Source organism: Saprospiraceae bacterium (assembly GCA_016719615.1).
Taxonomy (GTDB): domain Bacteria; phylum Bacteroidota; class Bacteroidia; order Chitinophagales; family Saprospiraceae; genus Vicinibacter.
Window position 1 is genome coordinate 170303 of sequence record JADJYQ010000001.1, and the last position, 22795, is coordinate 193097.

Annotated in this window: 18 protein-coding genes; 14 read left to right on the plus strand and 4 right to left on the minus strand. The window is 36.4% G+C overall.

Going from position 1 to position 22795, the window contains the following annotated elements:
* Nucleotides 1–36: 36 nt before the first annotated feature.
* A complete protein-coding gene (locus tag IPM92_00730; protein ID MBK9106926.1) occupies nt 37–456 on the minus strand; it encodes an OsmC family peroxiredoxin in 420 nt (139 codons plus the stop codon).
* Nucleotides 457–603: 147 nt separating this feature from the next.
* Nucleotides 604–987, minus strand: a complete 384-nt coding sequence (locus IPM92_00735) for a DUF4783 domain-containing protein (protein MBK9106927.1) — start codon at nt 985–987, stop codon at nt 604–606.
* Between the two features lie 160 nt (nt 988–1147).
* Here IPM92_00735 and IPM92_00740 point away from each other — a divergent pair, with 160 nt between their 5' ends.
* From IPM92_00740 to IPM92_00750, 3 genes are all read left to right on the plus strand, one after another.
* A complete protein-coding gene (locus IPM92_00740; GenBank protein MBK9106928.1) occupies nt 1148–2671 on the plus strand; it encodes a 2,3-bisphosphoglycerate-independent phosphoglycerate mutase in 1524 nt (507 codons plus the stop codon).
* 7 nt (nt 2672–2678) lie between these two features.
* Nucleotides 2679–3692: a quinolinate synthase NadA gene (nadA, locus tag IPM92_00745; GenBank protein ID MBK9106929.1), complete on the plus strand. Its 1014-nt coding sequence runs from the start codon at nt 2679–2681 to the stop codon at nt 3690–3692.
* Between the two features lie 821 nt (nt 3693–4513).
* Nucleotides 4514–5338 (plus strand): outer membrane beta-barrel protein, encoded by an 825-nt coding sequence (locus tag IPM92_00750; protein ID MBK9106930.1) that lies wholly within the window; start codon nt 4514–4516, stop codon nt 5336–5338.
* A 96-nt stretch (nt 5339–5434) separates the two neighbouring features.
* Here IPM92_00750 and IPM92_00755 read toward each other — a convergent pair whose 3' ends face one another.
* Nucleotides 5435–5731, minus strand: a complete 297-nt coding sequence (locus IPM92_00755) for a type II toxin-antitoxin system RelE/ParE family toxin (protein ID MBK9106931.1) — start codon at nt 5729–5731, stop codon at nt 5435–5437.
* Nucleotides 5719–5901, minus strand: a complete 183-nt coding sequence (locus IPM92_00760) for a hypothetical protein (protein MBK9106932.1) — start codon at nt 5899–5901, stop codon at nt 5719–5721. Before IPM92_00760 ends, IPM92_00755 begins: the two co-directional genes overlap by 13 nt.
* Before the next feature lie 149 nt (nt 5902–6050).
* Here IPM92_00760 and IPM92_00765 point away from each other — a divergent pair, with 149 nt between their 5' ends.
* The 11 genes from IPM92_00765 to IPM92_00815 all read left to right on the plus strand — a co-directional run bounded on the left by IPM92_00765 (nt 6051) and on the right by IPM92_00815 (nt 22377).
* Entirely contained in the window at nt 6051–6959 is a 909-nt protein-coding gene (locus tag IPM92_00765; protein MBK9106933.1) for an ATP-binding cassette domain-containing protein, read from the plus strand.
* Nucleotides 6952–8262 carry an ABC transporter permease gene (locus tag IPM92_00770; GenBank protein MBK9106934.1) on the plus strand — a complete coding sequence of 437 codons (1311 nt, stop codon included), beginning with the start codon at nt 6952–6954 and terminating at the stop codon, nt 8260–8262. Before IPM92_00765 ends, IPM92_00770 begins: the two co-directional genes overlap by 8 nt.
* A 29-nt stretch (nt 8263–8291) precedes the next feature.
* Nucleotides 8292–8660 carry a glycosyltransferase family 2 protein gene (locus tag IPM92_00775; protein MBK9106935.1) on the plus strand — a complete coding sequence of 123 codons (369 nt, stop codon included), beginning with the start codon at nt 8292–8294 and terminating at the stop codon, nt 8658–8660.
* Between the two features lie 48 nt (nt 8661–8708).
* Complete coding sequence (locus tag IPM92_00780) at nt 8709–9242, plus strand: hypothetical protein (protein ID MBK9106936.1); 534 nt, start codon at nt 8709–8711, stop codon at nt 9240–9242.
* 555 nt (nt 9243–9797) lie between these two features.
* The gene (locus IPM92_00785) at nt 9798–11216 is read left to right on the plus strand and encodes a hypothetical protein (GenBank protein ID MBK9106937.1); all 1419 of its coding nucleotides are present in this window, start codon (nt 9798–9800) and stop codon (nt 11214–11216) included.
* Between the two features lie 10 nt (nt 11217–11226).
* The gene (locus IPM92_00790; protein MBK9106938.1) at nt 11227–13611 is read left to right on the plus strand and encodes a gliding motility-associated C-terminal domain-containing protein; all 2385 of its coding nucleotides are present in this window, start codon (nt 11227–11229) and stop codon (nt 13609–13611) included.
* Nucleotides 13612–14170: 559 nt separating this feature from the next.
* Nucleotides 14171–15592, plus strand: coding sequence for a hypothetical protein (locus IPM92_00795; protein ID MBK9106939.1), 1422 nt, complete (start codon nt 14171–14173; stop codon nt 15590–15592).
* Nucleotides 15593–15601: 9 nt separating this feature from the next.
* Entirely contained in the window at nt 15602–17995 is a 2394-nt protein-coding gene (locus IPM92_00800) for a gliding motility-associated C-terminal domain-containing protein (GenBank protein MBK9106940.1), read from the plus strand.
* Nucleotides 17996–18554: 559 nt separating this feature from the next.
* Nucleotides 18555–19976: a hypothetical protein gene (locus tag IPM92_00805; GenBank protein ID MBK9106941.1), complete on the plus strand. Its 1422-nt coding sequence runs from the start codon at nt 18555–18557 to the stop codon at nt 19974–19976.
* 5 nt (nt 19977–19981) lie between these two features.
* Entirely contained in the window at nt 19982–22135 is a 2154-nt protein-coding gene (locus IPM92_00810) for a hypothetical protein (protein ID MBK9106942.1), read from the plus strand.
* The gene (locus tag IPM92_00815) at nt 22096–22377 is read left to right on the plus strand and encodes a gliding motility-associated C-terminal domain-containing protein (GenBank protein MBK9106943.1); all 282 of its coding nucleotides are present in this window, start codon (nt 22096–22098) and stop codon (nt 22375–22377) included. The genes IPM92_00810 and IPM92_00815 overlap by 40 nt, the downstream gene beginning before the upstream one ends.
* The last annotated feature ends 418 nt before the right edge of the window (nt 22378–22795 follow it).

Genomic DNA, 22795 nt, shown 5'->3' on the forward strand with positions numbered 1-22795 from the left:
AAGATATCATCTGCAAGAACTATGGGAAATTAAAATTTAATCCATCAACTCTGCATTCAACATGATCTCCGCATTCAACAATTTGGATACCGGACAATTTTCTTTTGCATTGGATGTAAATTCATGCAATTGCTCTGCAGTCAGCCCATGGGCTTTGACTTTAGTATGTAACATAATGACTGGAATGTTACCATTTTCAAGTATAACCGTTGCAGTGGTATTGATGTGATCTGGAGTAAATCCACCTGCGGTCATTATAAAGGCCAGTTTCATTGAAAAACAGCCTGCATGTGCAGCACCGATCAGTTCTTCTGGATTTGTACCGGCTTTGTCTTCAAAGCGGGTTGGATAGGAATATTCGGTATTGCAAAGGACTCCACTTTGTGTACTTAATTTGCCTGCGCCTTCTTTACCGGTGCCAGTCCAATCGGCTGTTGCTGTTCGTTTGATTTGCATAAGTTTGAAAATTTTGATTGTGTTCGAATGATGATAGAAATATGCCTTATTTCTTAGAGGACGAACACCGCAATTTGCAAATGGTTTATTGATTTGCTGGGATTTGATGCCAAATAGCTGCTCGGCGAGCTCAAAAACCTGGGAATCTTACAATGGATCTATACGCAATTCCTTGATTAAAAATTTACTATGCACAGCTTCGCCGTATAAATAAATTCTGTATTTTCTTCCATTCAGCGATTCCATTGTTGCAATGGTAAAACTGGAGTCATCTCCTTTGGAATTTCCCTTATGTACAGGTTGGATCGACTTTGGAACATTTCTGTCTAAAAAAGCCTTGAGCGCTTTGATGACTACTGATTTATCTGCAATTTCGATTTGATCGTTGAAACAATATTGCATGCGCTGGTCCATCATCTCGGCCATTGAATTCAGATCCGATTTTCGCATCAAGTCCAAAAAATTGGAAAAACCCTGGGTTTGGGCGCTTAAACCGAAGATGCTTAGAACAACAATTAAAGGAAGTCTCATGTTTTATAAATTAGACGCTGAACTCAGCGGTTTCGTTTCAATCACGGCTTAAAGTTATGTTAATTCATTCAATAAGGGAACATAGACAGCCAAGTTTTCTTTTGCATTTAAGATTCAAAAAATCGTAGCAACTTTGAAGCTTTATAAACTATAACAATTCGTGAATCAGAAAGCCATTTTGATCATATTAGACGGTTGGGGCATCGGACAAAAACCTTCTGCAGATGCCATTTTACAAGCGAATACACCGTATTTCGACAAACTCTTGTCTGAATGTCCCAACAGCAGACTCGTCACTTATGGAAATCAGGTTGGTCTCCCGGAAGGCCAAATGGGAAATTCGGAAGTTGGCCATCTGAATTTAGGTGCTGGCCGAATCGTATATCAGGATCTTACGCGAATCGACAAGATTTTCGCTGAAGACCAATTGGAACAATATCCCGAATGGGACCAATTGGCACAATACTGTTTAAAAAATGACAAAGCCTGTCATTTGATTGGCCTAGTTTCAGATGGTGGTGTACACAGCCATATCCGTCATTTGTTGGCTCTGATTGACGGACTAGAAAATAAAGGATTGAAAAAAATCTTTCTGCACGTGATCACTGATGGTCGTGACACGGATCCGCAAAACGGACTTCAATACCTCCGTGAATTGGAAAAATACCTCGAAGGAAAAAATACCAAAATTGCAAGTTTAATAGGAAGGTATTACGCCATGGATCGCGATAAGAGATGGGAACGCATCGAAAGAGCTTATGATTTATTGGTTTCTGGAAAAGGAAAACTTTATCCTATGGCCAGTGAGGCATTAGAAGAAAGTTATCGCAATCAAATCACTGACGAATTTGTTGAAGCTCACAAAATAGGAGATTCATCTATGGGAGTCATTCAGCCGGACGATGCCGTATTCTGTTTTAATTTTCGTACAGATCGATTGCGTCAACTGACACAAGTCCTTACGCAGCATATCGCGCAGGCAGAGTATGCCATGAAGCCACTGCCACTGTATTATCTCACAATGACGAGATATGATGCCAATTTTCAAAATATCAATGTGTTGTTTGAAGCTCAGAATCTAAAATACACTTTAGGTGAATGTATTTCCAGGTATGGATTGACACAATTGAGAATCGCGGAAACTGAAAAATATCCGCATGTGAGTTATTTCTTTTCAGGAGGAAGAGAAAAAGTATTTACGGGTGAAAAAAGGATATTGATTCCTTCACCAAAAGTTGCTACTTATGATCTTCAACCCGAGATGAGTGCAATAGAAGTTACAGAAGCTCTTTTAGATTTGTGGAAAATAGAAGAACCCGATTTCATTTGTTTAAATTTTGCAAACACAGATATGGTCGGTCATACAGGTGTCTTCAATGCAGCTATGAAAGCTGCTGAAACCGTGGATACCTGCCTTGCAAAAATTGTAGAAACGGGCAAGCAAAAAAAATATTCATTTATCATTCTTGCAGATCACGGAAACGCAGATTACATGATCAATGAAGATGGAAGCCCAAACACAGCACATACAAAAAATCCGGTGCCATGTATATTAGTTTCTGAACAACTAAATTTGAAAATAAAAAACGGGAAACTGGCAGATATTGCACCAACAATTTTACAACTCTTGCAATTACCGATTCCGGTAGAGATGACAGGCCAATCATTATTGACAGAAATTTAATACTATCATGAACTCTAAAATGCGATTCGACGAAAACGATTTAAACAAAAGGGGTTTTCTGGATGTAGATCTCGATCCTGAAATGGATCTCGAATCAGAAATTCAAAAATTAAAAAAAGAAAAAAACGCAGTCATTCTTGCACATTATTATCAGGATTCAGACATACAGGATTTGGCTGACTTTGTAGGTGATAGTTTGCAGCTTTCCCAGGAAGCGGCACGCACCAAAGCCGATATGATCGCATTTGCAGGAGTCCATTTTATGGCTGAAACGGCAAAAATTCTTTCACCTCAGAAAAAAGTCGTAGTTCCTGATCTAAAGGCAGGATGCTCTTTATCCGATTCTTGCCCTGCACCGCTGTTTAAAAAATTTATGGAAAATTATCCCGATCACGTAGTTGTTTCTTATGTAAACTGTACTGCTGATTTGAAAACACTAACGGATATTTGTTGTACTTCATCGAATGCAGTTCATATCATTAACGCCATCCCTCCCGAAAAGGGAATCGTCTTTGCACCGGATAAAAATCTTGGCGCCTATCTCGAAAAGCAAACAGGAAGAAAACTGGTCAAATGGGATGGCGCCTGTATGGTGCACGAAATATTTTCCAGAGAGAAAATCACTAAACTTAAATTACAACATCCGGAAGCGATCATAATTGCACACCCGGAATGCGAAGAAGCTGTATTGCAACTCGCAGAATATATTGGATCTACCAGCGGTTTGTTGAAGTTTGTACAAACAAATCCGGCCATGTCTTTCATCGTGGCCACAGAAAGTGGCATACTCCACCAAATGCAATTGAAATGCCCCGACAAAACTTTCATCCCCGCGCCACCCAACAACAACTGCGCATGTAACGAATGCCCACACATGAAACGCAACACACTTAAAAAACTATACCTGTGTATGAAATATGAACAACCTGAAATCATCTTACCTGATGATGTCATCTTCAAAGCAAAAGCAAGCATCGACAAAATGCTCGAAATCTCCGCAGCTGTTGGACTGGGCGGTTGATGGTGATGGTTGATAGATTATAGATGTTAGATGTTAGAGGTGAAAAACTAACAAACGTTTGTTAGTAATTTATTTCATAAAGGTACAAAACTTATAGCTTTAGGCTAAAGAATGATTCCAAAAATCAGAATACAAGCAATCGTCAGCCGGCTTCAGCCGGAATAAAAAGTCGGAATTAAATCCAACTCATTAAATAACGGAAACCCAAAAAAAGTTAAATTTTAGAATAGGCTATGAATAGGAATGGGTTTCAACCCATTCCATATGAGGAACAAAATGAAAATGAAATTTGTCCAATCAGAAAAGATCAATCAAATAAATTTTAGATATCTGGAAATGTTTTATAAATGGAGAGCAATAAAACATCCATCGTCAGCCGGCTTCAGCCGGAATAAAAAGCCGGAATCGAATCCAACTCATTAAATAACGGAAACCCAAAAAAAGTTAAATTTTAGAATAGGCTATGAATAGGAATGGGTTTCAACCCATTCCATATGAGGAACAAAATGAAAATGAAATTTGTCCAATCAGAAAAGATCAATCAAATAAATTTTTCGATATCTGGAAATGTTTTATAAATGGAGAACAATAAAACATCCACTGTCAGCCGGCTTCAGCCGGAATAAAAAGTCGGAATTACATCCAATTCATTAAATGACGGAAACCCAAAAAAAGTTAAATTTTAGAATAGGCTATGAATAGGAATGGGTTTCAACCCATTCCGGAAATCAATTCCAACCCATTCCGCACCAAATTCGAGCCCATCTATCAAAATATTCCGGAAGAATTTACGTTACCCTCCATTGACTATGCTTAAATCATTGAAAACCATATTTTTTATTCTTTTTTTAGGAATTTTGGGAAGCCCGGTTATAGCTCAAAAAGGATATGAATTGGGTGGCTGGATCGGAGCTGCGCATTATTTTGGCGATCTCAACAATCTTTACCGGCTCAATGAGCCCGGTCTGGCATTTGGGTTTACTGGAAGGTATAATTTTGATACCCGTCTTTCTGTAAGAATGCAGCTTAATTACCATAGAATAGCTGGAAATGATGCGAAATCAAGAAATGCTTTTGATCTCCGCAGAAACCTCAATTTTTTTTCAGATGTTTTTGAGGTAGCGCCTTGTATGGAATTTAATTTTTTCCCGCTGAAACACGGTTCCCGGGAAGAATTTGTGAGCCCTTACATGTATGCAGGCATCAGCATTTTTCACTATAATCCTAAAACGGAATACCAGGGTGAAAATGTAGCCTTGCGCGAATTGGGTACAGAAGGGCAGATTTCCGGACAAGAATACAACGAGATCGGAAGTGCATGGCTGATTGGCGGTGGTGTAAAACTGGATCTCAATGATAAATGGAGCCTCAATTTTGATCTGGGTTACCGTCTGACAGCTACAGATTTTTTGGATGATGTCAGCGGATATTATCCCGATGATACCGAATTGCTCATCAATAGAGGACAAATTGCCGTGGACCTTTCAGATCGCTCCATACCCGTGGATGGTTCAGCTAAAATTGGAACTCCTGGTACGCAAAGAGGTGACCATAACGAAAAAGACAAATTCCTGAGTTTTGGAGTAAACCTGATCTATTACTTTGGGAAATTGCGCTGTCCGCCTATTTCGTATCCGGACCTGTAAAACGGACTTTAGATTTTTCCGAATCAAATATTTTTAACTAAGTTTTATTTTAAGTTTCAATCGAGTTGTACAATATTTCATTCTTTGCTTCATTTTTTAGGGAATCCGACGGGTGATGTCCCTCGCTGAGTGGTGAATCAATAAGATGTGTACTTGATTGCTATGAATCACTTTATATACTATTCGATAATGCCCTTCAATGAGCTCTCTTATGTCTGGTCTGTTTAATTCAGGTAAAATTTTGCCTATCAAAATATTCTTTCGAAGAAGGCTTATCTTCCGTTGAATTCTTAGAACCTGAAATTTTGCATATTTCTTTGAGTCTTTTGAAATATATAAATAAATTTCCTTTAAATCTGTCTTTGCAGAATGTAACCATTTTACTTGAACCATTCTTCTATTTCCTTCTTTACAAGCTCTTCATCTACTACAAGTTCTGTTTCCGATTCACAAATTCTCTCTTCTAGCTTTTCAAGAAAAATAAGCCTTTCAATAAAATCTTCGAGTGAAAATTGCTCAGGTAGCAGATTCAGTTCTGCCATAATTCTATCTTTGCTTATCATGGGTAATATTTTATGTAAAAATACAAAATAGGTAGTTTGCTAGAATATCCTCATCGTTAAATTCAATAGAATGGTCGATCAATTTCAGATAACTAAGGGATAAAGTTTAGTTTTGTCCATACTTCTTAATTTAGCCTTCATTTTCAACTATGCCTGAAATACTTGAATTACAAAATGTAGTCAAAGACTACGGCGGCCTCAAAGCAGTGGACCATGTCAGTTTTGATGTGCCCCATTCATGTGTTATGGGTTTATTGGGCCCCAATGGCGCCGGTAAAACCTCACTGATCCGGATCATTACAGGGATCACCCAGGCCGATTCCGGGACGGTCCTACTCAACGGAAAAAGCGTTTATAAAACCCTGAACCCTTCGATTGGTTATATGCCTGAGGAAAGGGGTCTATACAAAAAAATGAAAGTTGGCGAACAGCTGATTTTTTTGACAAGACTAAGGGGTCTGAGCAAAACGGATGCCGAACGCAATGTCGTTTACTGGATGAAGAAATTTGAGATTGAATCCTGGTGGTCGAAAAAAGTAGAAGAGCTTTCGAAAGGGATGTCCCAAAAAGTACAGTTCATTGCAACAGTAAGCCACAATCCCAAACTGATCATTCTCGACGAACCTTTTTCAGGATTGGATCCCATCAATACCAATCTCATCAAGGATGAAATCATCCGCTTAAAAAATGAAGGCGCCAGCATTTTATTTTCAACCCATCGCATGGAGCAGGTTGAAGAGATGTGCGAACACATCATCCTCATTAATAAGGGAAAAGTAGTTTTAAACGGAGAAGTTGGTGAAGTAAGAAATCGCTTTAAGGAAAATTTATTTGAGGTCAAATTACATTCAGAAATTCATTTGCCGGAACATGGATTTCAGGAAATCATTCAGGTAAATTCTTTGCATTATCACGTAAGGCTTAAGCCCGGACAAACGGGCAATGCGATCCTGGATTTTTTCATTAGAAACGGTGCTGAAATCGCCGGATTCAACGAATTGCTGCCAAGCTTCAATCAAATATTTATTAAAACCGTAAACGAGATCAATCATGAATAAACTTGGACTCATCATCAGCAGGGAATATCTCACCAAGGTTAAGAACTGGAAGTTTATTCTGACAACTTTACTTACTCCTTTGGGATTTCTCATATTTTTTATTGTGGTTGGAATTATCTTCAGTTACGAAGGAGACAAAACTTATAAAATAACAGTCGTTAATAAAAGTAATATGGAGTTGAATCTTCCTTCGCAGGGGGAAAAATTCAATTTTGTAATGAGTTCGGAATCGATGGAGACCCTTCGATCGAAATACGAAAAATCGGAAATGGATGGCATCTGGGTCTTACCTGAAATGGCGGGAGTGGATGTAGCGAATTATACTTCTTATTTTTATTCGAATAATCCGCTGGATATCGAAATGGAATCCAGATTAGAAAACTACCTGGAAGAAGGTATTCGCGATCACAAGATCAAATTACTTGCACTCGATAAGGGACAACTCGATAAACTTAAAACAAAAGTCAGCATCGATCCTGAACCGATCACACCTGAAGAAAAGGACCGTTCGGCACATACTGTAAAAATAGCGACCGTGATCGGAGGTGCGATGGGATATATTATTTTCTTTATCATCTTTTTGTACGGAGCTTCCGTTATGCGATCTGTTGCAGATGAAAAAGTAAATCGCGTCGTTGAAGTGATCATCTCTTCTGCAAAACCCGTCGAACTGATGTTGGGGAAAGTGATAGGAGTTGGACTGGTGGGTTTGACACAAATTGTAATCTGGCTTATATTAATTCCCATTATTTATTTCCTGGGTATGCAAATTGCAGGCATCGATGTACAACAATTGCAGGAGGCCAGTCAGCCAATGACGACACAGGCTCCTATCGATCAGGATGAATTGGCAACCATCATTCGCGAAATCGCAGCCTTGAATTGGTTGAAGATCGGTGTAGTATTTATTTTATATTTTATCGGCGGTTACTTTTTATATGCATCCATGTTTGCTGCGATTGGAGCAGCAACAGGAGATGATATCAACGATGCACAATCACTTACCATTATTGTGACCATACCGATTATCCTGGCGATTTACGTGATGTTTCAGGCGATTCGATTGCCGGAAAGCAGCCTCGCTACTTTTGCTGCCTTTTTCCCATTCTTTAGTCCGATCACGATGCCTGCATTGCTGGCCTTTGATCCGCCCTGGTGGAAAGTGTTGTCTTCACTGGTCGTATTGTTTGCATTTTGTTACTTTATGATCTGGATGGCCAGTCGTATATACAGAGTAGGCATTTTGATGTACGGGAAGAAAGCGAGTTTGAAAGAGATTGCAAAATGGATACTCAAAGCCTGATTCTTATAAAAATTGAAAATATCTGATGCATGAGGATCAGCGGGTTTAGCTTCATGCGGAATACATCCAAACTGTATTACCCATTTGTAGAATCAATTTTATCAGTATTGCCGGTGGTTGATGAATTTGTGGTCGCCCTTGGAAAAGGGGATTCCGATGACCAAACCGAAGCGCAATTGCGTGCTGTTACTTCCGATAAATTAAAAATTATTCACACTGAGTGGGATGTAGCAAGATATCCCAGAGGCATGGTGTATGCACAACAAACAGATCTTGCGAAACAGGCTTGCACGGGTGACTGGTTGTTGTATCTGCAGTCTGATGAACTCATTCATGAGCGCTATCATGAGGTACTAACAAACGTTTGTTCGTTGTATTTGGAAGATGTAAAGACCTAGGGATTTTTATTTCGCTACAAACATTTTTGGGGCGATTACCAGCATTTTGTGGAATCGCATGCATGGTATCCGGCGGAGATTCGTCTCATCCGAAATCTGCCTGATATACATTCATTCGGAGATGCACAATCCTTTCGAAGTTTCAAAGCCTTTGATGGATTGAATTACCGGGATAAAATCAACAGCAGGCCTTTGCGCGTGCGAAAAATCGATGCCGAAATTTACCATTACGGTTGGGTACGTCCACCCTCGATGATGCAACAAAAAACGGTGGTGATGGATGGGGCCTATCACGACGCCGATGAAGTAAAGCGAAGACACGCTCAACGGTCGTCCGATTTCGATTATGGCAACATGAATGATTATTCCGTATTTAAAGATACACATCCACAGGTGTTAAAAGATTTTATAAACCGTTTCAACTGGAAAGATCGGTTGCATTTTGAAAAGAACTATAAGCCGGCTCGTCCATCCCTGAAACACGAAAAATTAAAATACAAAATCTTAAGCGCAATAGAGCAGCAATGCCTTGGAGGAAGGCATTTGTTTGGGTATAGGAATTGGAAGGTGGTTGGGGATTGATAAAGCTTATAAGGATAAAAGGGAAAAGCTGAAAAGGAAAAACTTTACCCGCAACCACCTTTAAATTACTTTTGCAGAAATTCTTGACATAGTAATATCAAAATCACATTTTCTTTTGTCTATCTTTACCAGAGGTAGAATTTGCAGAATACTGATTTGAGCCAAGAGATTACAAATCCTGTTTACCTCAACTTACGAACGTTAGGCTTGTATTAAATCTGCTAATTTATCCTATCTTTCCTTTACCCTTTCAAACTTTCACCTTTAGCCTCTCTTCATCAGAAGCAGAATTTACAGAATTAAAGAATTTACAGAATAGGACGGGTTTAACTGTAATGGTATTTTGTCATCTATTTAGCCTTTGGTCTTTAGCCTTTCCCCTTCAGCCTCTCTACCTCTGAATCAGAATTTTCTTTAAGTTGTATTAAAAATATTCCACATTTTATTTGGATTCTTGGTATTCTTGTAATATATTAGCAAAGCAAATTGCAAAGAGTGGAGGTAGTTGTTTTCTCAAAAACCTAATTTTGATTTTTTAACCTCTAATATTATTATATGAAAACCTTATTTAATTTTTTGAAAATGGGGGGGGGCAGAATAATATTTTGTTTGACCCTAGCTTTATTTGTGATTGAAGTGCATTCACAAACTCCGGTCTCTTTTACGGGAAATTCGCTTTTTCGAAATTATAATTTCGGAGTAAAGAATCATTGTTTTGAAATTTCTAATAGATATTCAACAACTGACCCACCTGGCGAAGCTGACGAATGTACATCAACTTGCCCATCATCTTATGGAGGTGAATTTAATGCTAGTGAAAATTTAAATGGAAATGACAATGATATTTCAGTTCATCCCTATAGTGCGAATGATTTTGATGATTATATAAATGGAGTTACTACAGCTGATGCAGCATTAATATATCTGCATGTAAACGAAGAACAATACATTACAGATCCTTATAAGTTAGTGGCTGCAGATTGTAATGAAAATTGTGGAATAGATGCAGGTGATGCGGAGCAAATAGAAGATTTGATTGGTGAGGATATTCCTTTTACAAGAAATAGTTGGGAGTGGTTTAATCAAAAAGAAATTATAGATAACTATGGGTCGTTTCAAAGTGATCCATATTCTTGGACTATTTCAGATCGATATTCAGGTTATATTTTTTGGTTGGATGTTTCCACTTCTACTTTAAGCTCGGGAACAACTCAGCCACAATTTTTTTATTATTTAAGTACAAAAGTAGGCGATGTACATAATCAAAGTAACCCCAATAACTGGGTATGCGGTACATATAGTTTAAAGGGCGATGACGATCAAGAGAATAGTCTCCGGATAATTAAGGCTGATAGGTTAACCACATCACTGGCGCCTGGAACTAAATTTAAAGTTTATTTTAAGTATGAGCACGCAACTGAAAATGTATTTTATTTTCAAATGCCATTGATAATAAATTATAATTATTTGAATATTAATAAGATAAGTACATGTCCGGATATGATTGTAAAGCACAGACCAAATGAATTAAAAAATGAATTTATTGCATATTGCATCAATAAAAATTTAATGGACAATCAGAAAAATAATTGTAGGGGATACCTTGTAACTTTAGACATCGAAGTTTTACAGGATGTCGGAAGTCTTGATCAGGTACTATCCATCAATGGTAAGAAAAACCTGGAGGCAGGTAATATAGATTTTTTAAATTTGAAGCCCTACATAGAAATTAAAGATATTGAACGGCCAAGTGATCCATATTACATAAACGATGGACGGATCTATTATTCTGGAGCACTTAGCCATAAAGTAGAGCTACAGTTTTTTAGTTTGTCAGGGCAATTGATAAGAAAGCTTATTGTAATGTTAAATCCGGGTTACAATGATTTTCAGGAAATAATAGGAGTTAAGACATATCAAATTGTTAGAATTATTGATCATGACAGAGCTTATACGATAAAAGTGAATTACTGATATTTGTTGTATGCGAGTATTAGTTGTATTGATACTTTTTAGTTTAAATCTGGATTATTTAAAAGCGCAGGATATCCTCGCCTACTATGGAGGAACAAGTTATCATTTAGTTAAAATATCAAATGGATATTCGCAGTTCGAAGATATATTCTGTAATAAGACTTTTGTCCATGGAGATTTAACTTACCAAGAAAAGGGGCAATTATATACTTCATGGAATCATATAGCTGCTGATCATATTTCAGGGATGAGCAGAATAATTACAGATTTAAAATATTTTGACGTTCTTAAATGTGATACCTCATTTATTAGCAGAACACGAGGAATTTTTTATTCGGGCCCTTATTTTTTATTTGTGGATTATTTGGGAAAGTTATACCAAGGATCTAAAACTGTGAATAAACGTGGAATGTATAGATGTAATGTAGATTTTTCTAATATTGATACCTTAGTGGATTTTGGTAGCACAATATCGCGAGATATGGTCATATTAGGAGATACAATACTTGTTTTAAGTACGCTTAATGAAATATTTGTAATAGACAATAATTTTAACTTTCAACGCATCCTTCAGCCCGACTTTAAAATAACGGGGCTTACGACTAAGTATAATAGTTGCAAGGACAAAAAGTTAATTGTTTCCGGATACCCCTATTCTCATGCTGTATGGGATTCCTTATTTCAGATGCCAAATGACCGCTTGGGAGATACCTTGTATCTTTTTGAATATGATTATATCAATGATTTATTGACCCCTTTGGGCAAACATATATACCCACATGGGCAAGAAATTTTTTTACAAAGCCTTACATCTTTTGACGACATCTTATCAAGCGACCCTGAATGTGAATTTTTGTTGGACCTTGACCGGGACAATAGTTCGGGATTATATCCATATGATTTCAAACACAAACAAATCATCTGTGGACGAGACTTCTTTCCCTTATCCGATAAGGATTTGTATATTGAATCTGATCTCGGTGTCGATAGTATGCAGATCAGGATAAGTGGAATGAAAGATTTGGGCGCAGAGCGAATCATCCTAGCGGATTCAACATTTAAAAACAATTTAAGACAAAGAAATGATTCATTGTATTCTTTCATATTGCCCGGGATCGTAAATGTAAATCAGCTTAAAGCATACCTTCAATCTCTGCGTTATGTCCATGAGGGCATTATAAACAGAACAGAGGGTGATCGTGCAGTTGTCATCAAAATATTTGCTGAAGGCAATGTCAACCGGCAAGCTATTTGTAATTTGAGTATTAGTCAGTTGCAACTGATAAGCAGAGACACTGCAATTTGTTATTATGATTCGTTAATGGATGAACAAGGCAGAATCTATTATCCCGGAGATACGATGGTTAACATGGAGGGAAAAAATATCAATGGTTGCGACTCTGTCGAGCTGCTTATGATAAAACCGTTAGCAAAGGAAGATATTCAAATTACAGGAGATTCCATTATTTGCAATAATGCGAAAAATGAATTGTGTATTTCAGGAGGTAAGAGTTATATATGGTCTTCCGGTGCAAACTCCAGATGTATTGAGATAAGAGATGATGGAGTTTTCCAGGCAAAAGTAACTGATCAAAACAATTGTCAATACGATGTACAATTCAAGGTATCAAAACCGGAGCCAATTCATTATGAATTGGAGTTGATCCATCCTAAATGTTTTGGAGATAGAAATGGCAACTTGTCTGTAAAACAACAGAACGGAATTCATGAATATGTTCTTGGAACAGAAATAAATACCAGCGGTACATTTAGTGGATTGGCTGCAGGAGAATACATTTTAGGATTCTACGACAAATACCGGTGTTTATATCTGGATACGTTTGAATTGCTCGATCCACCGGAGATTTCTATTCGATATCAGGATACGATCATCGTCAAAGATAGAATTCCGGAGTTATTGTCGATATTGGATCAAAATCAGAACATCGCGAATATGAAATTGCTTCCGGAGGAAGGAAGTAGAATGCTTGGAAAGTGGCAATATGAAATAAATCCGGAACGTGGAGGTAACTATAAAATTGTCGCAACCGACAGCTATGGTTGCAGTAAAGAATATGTACTGGTCGTGATTTTAGATCTCGACTATAATGTATTTTATCCAAATGTTTTTTCACCAAATGAAGATGGCGTAAACGATTATTGGAATGTCACCCTTGGAAGTGGATATAGAGGAGTATCACTGGAGATCTTTGATCGTTGGGGTAACAGATCTTATACTATGACTAACGATGAAATTGGCAATGGCGACATCGGTTGGAATGGAATTTACAAGGGCCAAAAATGTTTGCCGGGTGTATATGTCTTTAAATTGATATTGAAGGACGATCAAAATCAGGTGAAGCATGTGGTAGGTACGATAAGCTTGTTGCGATAGTACTTCATGGAATTGCTTTTTCTAAAGTTTTGCCTATGCCAAATGTTAAAACATATTCAGGGAATTATTAATTCTGAAAATTTACTAATTCTGCAAATTCTGCTTCAGATGAGATTCGGATTGTCTGAAGAAGAATTTTGATGATGGATTAAATGTAAAGCTTACGTGCTAAAGTTGATACAGCCTGATAAACATAACTTACGAACGTTAGTTTATAGCTTAAACTTGTAAACGCTCCTCTTTCCTTTAACCTTTCAAACTTATACCTTGAGCCTCTCTTTGTCAGAAGCAGAATTTACAGAATTAAAGAATTTACAGAATAGGACGGGTTTAACTGTAATGGTATTTTGTCATCTATTTAGCCTTTGGTCTTTAGCCTTTCCCCTTCAGCCTCTCTACCTCTGAATCAGAATTTTCTTTAAGTTGTATTAAAAATATTCCACATTTTATTTGGATTCCTGGTATTCTTGTAATATATTAGCAATGCGAATTGCAAAGAGTGGAGGTAGTTGTTTTCTCAAAAACCTAATTTTGATTTTTTAACCTCTAATATTATTATATGAAAACCTTATTTAATTTTTTGAAAATGGGGGGGGGCAGAATAATATTTTGTTCTTTCCTTAGTTTATTCATGGGCGATCTTAATTCACAAAGCACCCCAGTCACATTTACCGGGAATTCCCTTTTTCGAAATTACAATTTTGGAGTCAAGAATCATTGTTTCACTGTTCAGAACAGAATTGATAATTATGGCCCAACTACACCTGTAACGGATTGTACATCATCATGTCCTTCCTCTTATGGAGGAGAATTTGATGCAAGCGATGCCTCTAACGGAAATGACAATGATCTTTCCGTACACCCATATAGTGCTTGTGATTTTGATGATTACATTAACGGAGTTACCATAGGAGATGCTGCTGTAATTTTAAAACATGTGAATGATGAAGAATATATTACCGATCCATACAAAATGGTTGCAGCTGATTGTAACCACAACAACGAAATCGACGAAGATGATGTTGAACAAATTGAAGATCTAATCGGTGAGGATTTGCTTTTTACGAGGAATAGCTGGGAATGGTTTAATCAAAAAGAAATTATTGATAATTACGGCTCATTCCAAAGTGACCCTTACTCCTGGACAATTTCAGATCGATATTCAGGGTATATTTTTTGGTTGAATGTGTCCACGTCTACTTTAACTTCTGGAACCACCCAGCCTCAGTTTTTTTATTACACCTGTACCAAAGTGGGGGACGTGCACAACCAAAGTAATCCCAATGACTGGGTATGCGGAACCTACAGTTTGGTGGGTGATAACGATGAGGCCCACCAAATCAAATCCAAAGATGCGGAAGTCTTTAATACCATATTCAAACCCAAAACTAGCTTTAAATTGTATTTCAAGTGTGAAAAACAACAAGGAGGAGTGGCTTATTTTCAAATGCCATTGAAGATCAATTATGATTTTCTGAGGATTAAAAATGTACATATGTCCAGCAATATGAGCATAAAGTATAAGGAAAAAGTGTCAAACAACGAATTCATTGCTTATGCTCTCAATAGAGATGCATTTCAGCAAAAGGAAAGTCATTTTGATGGAGATCTGATTACTCTGGAAATAGAGGTGATACAGGAAGTAAGAAAACTGGATGAAGTGATTTCTATCAACCGTAAATGGCAGATTGAGGCGGGTAATCCTGATTTAGAAAATTTAATACCCTATGTAGAAATTGGGGATATCGCGTATCCAAAGGATCTTTATGTTTTATGTGCCGATAGACTTTATTATTCAGGGATTGAGAGTAAGCCAGTGGAAATTCAGACTTTTAACCTATCCGGGCAATTGGTGTATTCAAAAAAATTATGGATAACTCCAGGATACAACGATGATGCAATTTTAAAATCAACATCAGGCATATCATTCATTCGTATCCTTGATATTGAAAAAACACATTTGATCAAAATGGTTAAATAGCTTACGTCTATGCGGCTCAACTATTATTTAGCCTTGTTCATCTTATTTTCACAAATTGCATCTTCGCAGGACATTATTGTGCATTACGGGTACAATACCTATCATTCGATATTGATTTCAAATGATTTCACTCAATTTAAAGATAATTTTTGCAATAAGACTTATGGGTTTGGAACAGTATGTTATCAACAAAATGGATTACTTTATTCTACAAGTAGCTATTACAGTAAAAAAGGCAATTCAATCGTATTTAATGTTGATTTAAAGTATGTTGACTTATTAAAATGCGATACAACAATTATTACTCATACCTCAGAAAATACTATTTCTCCTCTCAATTTATTTGTTGACTACTCGGGTCGCATATATTGTTGCGATAGGATGAATCCGTTTGATTCAATAAAGTTATACTGTTGCGATAAAGGTTTTAATAACATACAAGTATTAAGGAGTGTGAGTGATTTTCCAGAACCTCTGATCCATGACATGGTCATTTTGGGAACAGATGTAATTGTATTGAACAATAATTACAATCAACTGTATATAATGGATACTAATTATATTATACAAAGAATAATAAACCCTAGATTTCACATTACAAAGTTGACTTCCAAATACATCAATTGCAAAGACCGCAGACTTATTGTTTCAGGATACCCCTATACACATGCTGTATATGATTCTTTAAAAAAGAACCCTAACCATAAATTGAATGACACGCTCTATCTTTTTGATTATGATTACAAAGTCGACACATTCAAATTCCTGGGTAAGCATTATTATGCGCACATGGGAAGAGCAACTATTCCATCATTGACCTCTTTTGACGACATCTTATCAAGCGATCCGGAATGTGAATTTTTGTTGGACCTTGACCGGGACAATAGTTCGGGATTATATCCATATGATTTCAAACACAGGCAAATCATCTGTGGACGAGACGCATTGCCTTTATCCGATATGGATTTGTATATTGAATCTGATCTCGGTGTCGATAGTATGCAGATCAGGATAAGTGGAATGAAAGATTTGGGCGCAGAGCGAATTATCGTATCGGATTCTAGCTTTAAAAACTATTTAAGGCAAAGAAATGATTCATTGTATTCTTTCATATTGCCCGGGATCGTAAATGTAAATCAGCTTAAAGCATACCTTCAATCTCTGCGTTATGTCCATGAGGGCATTATTAACAGAACAGAGGGTGATCGTGCAGTTGTCATCAAAATATTTGCTGAAGGCAATGTCAGCCGGCAAGCCATCTGCAATTTGAGTATTAGTCAGTTGCAACTGATAGGAAGAGACACTGCAATTTGTTATTATGATTCGTTAATGGATGAACAAGGCAGAATCTATTATCCCGGAGATACCATGGTTAACATGGAGGGAAAAAATATCAATGGTTGCGACTCTGTCGAGCTCCTTATAATAAAGCCTTTAGCAAAGGAAGATATCCAAATAACTGGAGATACTATTATTTGCAATAATGCCAAAAATGAATTGTGTATTTCAGGGGGTAGCAACTTTATTTGGTATTCAGGTATAAACTCCAGATGTATCGAGATCAGCAACGATGGAGTTTTCCAGGCAAGAGTATTTGATCAAAACAATTGTAAATATGAAGTGCAATTCAAAGTATCAAAACCGGAACCAATTCATTATGAATTGGAGTTGATCCATCCTAAATGTTTTGGAGATAGAAATGGCAACTTGTCCGTAAAACAACAGAACGGAATTCATGAATATGTTCTTGGAACAGAAATAAATACCAGCGGTACATTTAGTGGATTGGCTGCAGGAGAATACATTTTAGGATGCTATGACAAATACCGGTGTTTATATCTGGATACGTTTGAATTGCTCGAGCCACCGGAGATCTCAATTCGATATGAGGATACGATCATCGTCAAAGATAGAATTCCGGAGTTATTGTCGATATTGGATCAAAATCAGAACATCGCGAATATGAAATTGCTTCCGGAGGAAGGAAGTAGAATGCTTGAAAAGTGGCAATATGAAATAAATCCGGAAAAGGGAGGTCATTATATGATCGTCGCAACCGACAGCAATGGTTGCAGTAAAGAATATGTACTGGTTGTAATTTTAGATCTCGACTATAATGTATTTTATCCAAATGTTTTTTCACCAAATGAAGATGGCGTAAACGATTATTGGAATGTCACCTTTGGAAGTGGATATAGAGGAGTATCACTGGAGATCTTTGATCGTTGGGGTAACAGGACTTATGCTATGTTAAAAGATGAAATCGGCAGTGGCGACACCGGCTGGAATGGCATTAACAATGGGCAAAAATGTTTACCGGGTGTTTATGTCTTTAAATTGATATTGACGGACGATCAAAATCAGGTGAAGCATGTGGTGGGTACGATAAGCTTGTTGCGATAGTACTTCATGGAATTGCTTTTTCTAAAGTTTTGCCTATGCCAAATGTAAAACATATTAAGGGAATTATTAATTCTGGAAATTTTCTAATTCTGTAAATTCTGCTTCTGATGAGATTCGGATTGTCTGAAGAAGAATTTTGATCATGGATTGAATGTAAAGCTTACGTGCTAAAGTTGATACAGTCTGATAAACACAACTTACGAACGTTAGTTTGTTTTTAAAACCTGCTAATCTATCCTCTTCCCTTTACCCTTTCAAACTTTCACCTTTAGCCTCTCTTTGTCAGAAGCAGAATTTACAGAATTAAAGAATTTACAGAATAGGACGGGTTTAACTGTAATGGTATTTTGTCATCTATTTAGCCTTTGGTCTTTAGCCTTTCCCCTTCAGCCTCTCTACCTCTGAATCAGAATTTTCTTTAAGTTGTATTAAAAATATTCCACATTTTATTTGGATTCTTGGTATTATTGTAATATATTAGCAATGCGAATTGCAAAGAGTGGAGGTAGTTGTTTTCTCAAAAACCTAATTTTGATTTTTTAACCTCTAATATTATTATATGAAAACCTTATTTAATTTTTTGAAAATGGGGGGGGGCAGAATAATATTTTGTTTGACCCTAGCTCTATTTGTGATTGATTTGAATTCACAAACAACTCGAATCTATTTTACAGGAAAATCATTATTTCGAAATTATAGTTTTGGAGTAATGAATCACTGTTTTAGGGTAGAAAACATTTTTCCTAATGATGATGATATGAAACAACCCTGCACCGGGTCATGCCCAAGTTCGTATGGTGATTCAATTAAAGTAAGCCCGACATTAAATGGAAGTGATAATGATCTTTCAATTACACCTTATAGTGCTAATGATTTAGAAGATTATCAAAATGGGATTTCAGTCGCTGATGCGGTAATTATTTTAAGGCATGTAAATGATGTGGAATACATTACTGATCCTTATAAAATGGTGGCTGCCGATTGCAATGATAACCATGAAATTGATAGTGATGATGCTGAACAAATTGAGGATTTAGTTGGAGAAGACATTGAATTCACGCGTAATAGCTGGGAATGGTTTAGTGCTCAAGAGATTAACAACAACTGGGGTTCATTTCAAAGCGATCCCTACTCATGGACCATATCCGATGGATGGTCAGGTAATATATTTTGGCTAAATGTTTCTTCATCTACACTTAGCTCGTCGACTACGCAACCTCAATATTCTTATTTCAGGACGACAAAAATTGGAGAATTAGATAATAATGAATCCAACCCAAATGATTGGGTTTGCGACTCTTATAGTTTTAAACCAGATAAGGAAGGAGTGGATAGACTTATTTCTGGAAAAAATGACCACCAAACTAATTCCCTAAAAATTGGCACTTCAGTTCAATTGGATTATTATTTTGAATTGTCTGATCTTGGTATAACATATTTTCAATTACCTGTTAAAGTTGACTTTGACTACCTTAAAGTAAAAGGTGTGTTTACAAATGAAAAATTAAATATTAAATACAAGATAAATGAATCAAAAAATGAATTTTTTGCATGGTATTTAAATTATAATTTTAATAGAGTAGTAAAGAGTATTGCTAATGAGAACGTTATTAGAATTGAATTGGAAGTAGTAAAAAATATTGATGATATAAATAATTATTTATATATTGACCAGCGAAAAAAATTTGAAGCGGGTGATTATAATTTAGCAAGTCTAAAGCCAAAATTAGAATTGAGTTATAATAGTTCTGCTAATACTTCCTTTGTAGTTTTAAAAGATGGGATTTATTATTATGGGATGAATCCAGCTGAAATCGAGCTTCAAATTTTGGATTTAGTTGGTAGGATTTTAAAAATTGAGAGGGTGATTGTAAGTTCTGGATTTAATCCGCTAAAAATTAACATTTCGGGTTTTAATAATTTATTTATAAGAATAATAGATGGAGATGCAAATTATGTTTTCAAATACATAAATGAATAATGTAGATGAGAATAATTTGGCTGTTGTATTTTTCAGTTCTTGGCTTTTGTGTAGATATAGTCGCACAAGATATACTAGCATATTATGGCGGTGCAACATACCACTCTGTAAAAGTATCTAATAATTACATAGATTTTGAAGATATATTTTGTAATAAAACATTTAGGTTGTACCGAATTTCATATAATCAAAATGGTTTACTTTATACTACGGCTAGACAATCTCCTGGGTCGCCAGCAATGGGAGGAGGCATTACAGATTTAAAATTACTGGATCTTAATGTTTGTGATACAAATATTGTATCTAGAAATATTGGCTTTTTTTGGTCATCATTTTCAGATTTATTTGTTGATTATTTAGGCAGGCTTTATTTTGAATCTAGTTATAATAAAGGACGGAGAACATTTTTTAGAAGCCAGCCTGATTTTTCAAATATTGAATTATTAGTAGATCTTGAAAATGGAACAATAAATCAAATTAGAGACTTTGTTATCATTAATGATGTTGTATTAGCTTTAAATACTTTTTCTAATGAAATTATTGTATTAGATACTAATTACAATGTAATCAATTTACGTCAGCCCGATTTTAAAATCACAGGCCTCACCACTAAGTATAATAGTTGCAAGGACAAAAAATTAATTGTTTCCGGATACCCCTATTCTCATGCTGTATGGGATTGCTTATTTCAAATGCCAAATGACCGCTTGGGAGATACCTTGTATCTTTTTGAATATGATTATATCAATGATTTATTTACCCCTTTGGGCGAACATATTTATCCTCATGGGCAAGAGACCTTTTTACAAAGCCTGACTTCTTTTGACGATATCTTATCAAGCGACCCTGAATGTGAATTTTTGTTGGACCTTGACCGGGACAATAGTTCGGGATTATATCCATATGATTTCAAACACAGGCAAATCATCTGTGGACGAGACGCATTGCCTATATCTGATAAGGATCTGTATATTGAATCGGATCTCGGGGTTGATAGTATGCAGATCAGGATAAGTGGAATGAAAGATTTGGGCGCAGAGCGAATCATCCTAGCGGATTCAACATTTAAAAACAATTTAAGACAAAGAAATGATTCATTGTATTCTTTCATATTGCCGGGGATTGTAAATGTAAATCAGCTTAAAGTATACATCCAATCACTGCGTTATGTCCATGATGGCATTTTAAATAGAACTGAAGGAGATCGCGCAGTTGTCATCAAAATATTTGCTGAAGGCAATGTCAGCCGGCAAGCCATTTGTAATTTGAATATTAGTAAGTTGCAAATGATAAGCACAGACACAGCAATTTGTTATTATGATTCGTTAATGGATGTCCGTGGTAGAGTCCATTATCCCGGAGATACCATGGTTAAATTGCATGGGAAGAATATCAATGGTTGCGACTCAGTAGAGTTACTTATGATAAATTCGTATGCAAAGGAAGATATCAAAATAACGGGAGATTCTATTATTTGTAATAATTCCAAAAATGAATTGTGTATTTCAGGGGGTAAGAGTTATATATGGTCTTCCGGTGGAAACTCCAGATGTATTGAGATAAGAGATGATGGAGAATTTCAGGCAAAAGTAACTGATCAAAACAATTGTCAATACGATGTACAGTTCAAGGTATCAAAACCGGAGCCAATTCATTATGAATTGGAGTTGATCCATCCTAAATGTTTTGGAGATAGAAATGGCAACTTGTCTGTAAAACAACAGAACGGAATTCATGAATATGTTCTTGGAACAGAAATAAATACCAACGGTAAATTTGATGGATTGGCTTCAGGAGAATACATTTTAGGATTCTATGACAAATACCGGTGTTTATATCTGGATACATTTGAATTGCTCGAGCCACCGGAGATCTCAATTCGTTATCAGGATACGATCATCGTCAAAGATAGAATTCCGGAGTTATTGTCGATATTGGATCAAAATCAGAACATCGCGAATATGAAATTGCTTCCGGAGGAAGGAAGTAGAATGCTTGGAAAGTGGCAATATGAAATAAATCCGGAAAAGGGAGGTCATTATATGATCGTCGCAACCGACAGCAATGGTTGCAGTAAAGAATATGTACTGGTTGTAATTTTAGATCTCGACTATAATGTATTTTATCCAAATGTTTTTCACCAAATGAAGATGGCGTAAACGATTATTGGAATGTCACCTTTGGAAGTGGATATAGAGGAGTATCACTGGAGATCTTTGATCGTTGGGGTAACAGGACTTATGCTATGTTAAAAGATGAAATCGGCAGTGGCGACACCGGCTGGAATGGCATTAACAAAGGCCAAAAATGTTTGCCGGGTGTTTATGTCTTTAAATTGATATTGACGGACGATCAAAATCAGGTGAAGCATGTGGTGGGTACGATAAGCTTGTTGCGATAGTACTTCATGGAATTGCTTTTTCTAAAGTTTTGCCTATGCCAAATGTAAAACATATTCAGGGAATTATTGATTCTGGAAATTTTCTAATTCTGTAAATTCTGCTTCTGATGAGATTCGGATTGTCTGAAGAAGAATTTTGATGATGGATTGAATGTAAAGCTTACGTGCTAATGTTGATATAGTCTGATAAAATCAACTTACGAACGTTAGTTTGTTTTTAAAATCTGCTAATTTATCCTATCTTTCCTTTACCCTTTCAAACTTTCACCTTGAGCCTCTCTTCGTCAGAAGCAGAATTTACAGAATTAAAGAATTTACAGAATAGGACGGGTTTAACTGTAATGGTATTTTGTCATCTATTTAGCCTTTGGTCTTTAGCCTTTCACCTTCAGCCTCTCTACCTCTGAATCAGAATTTT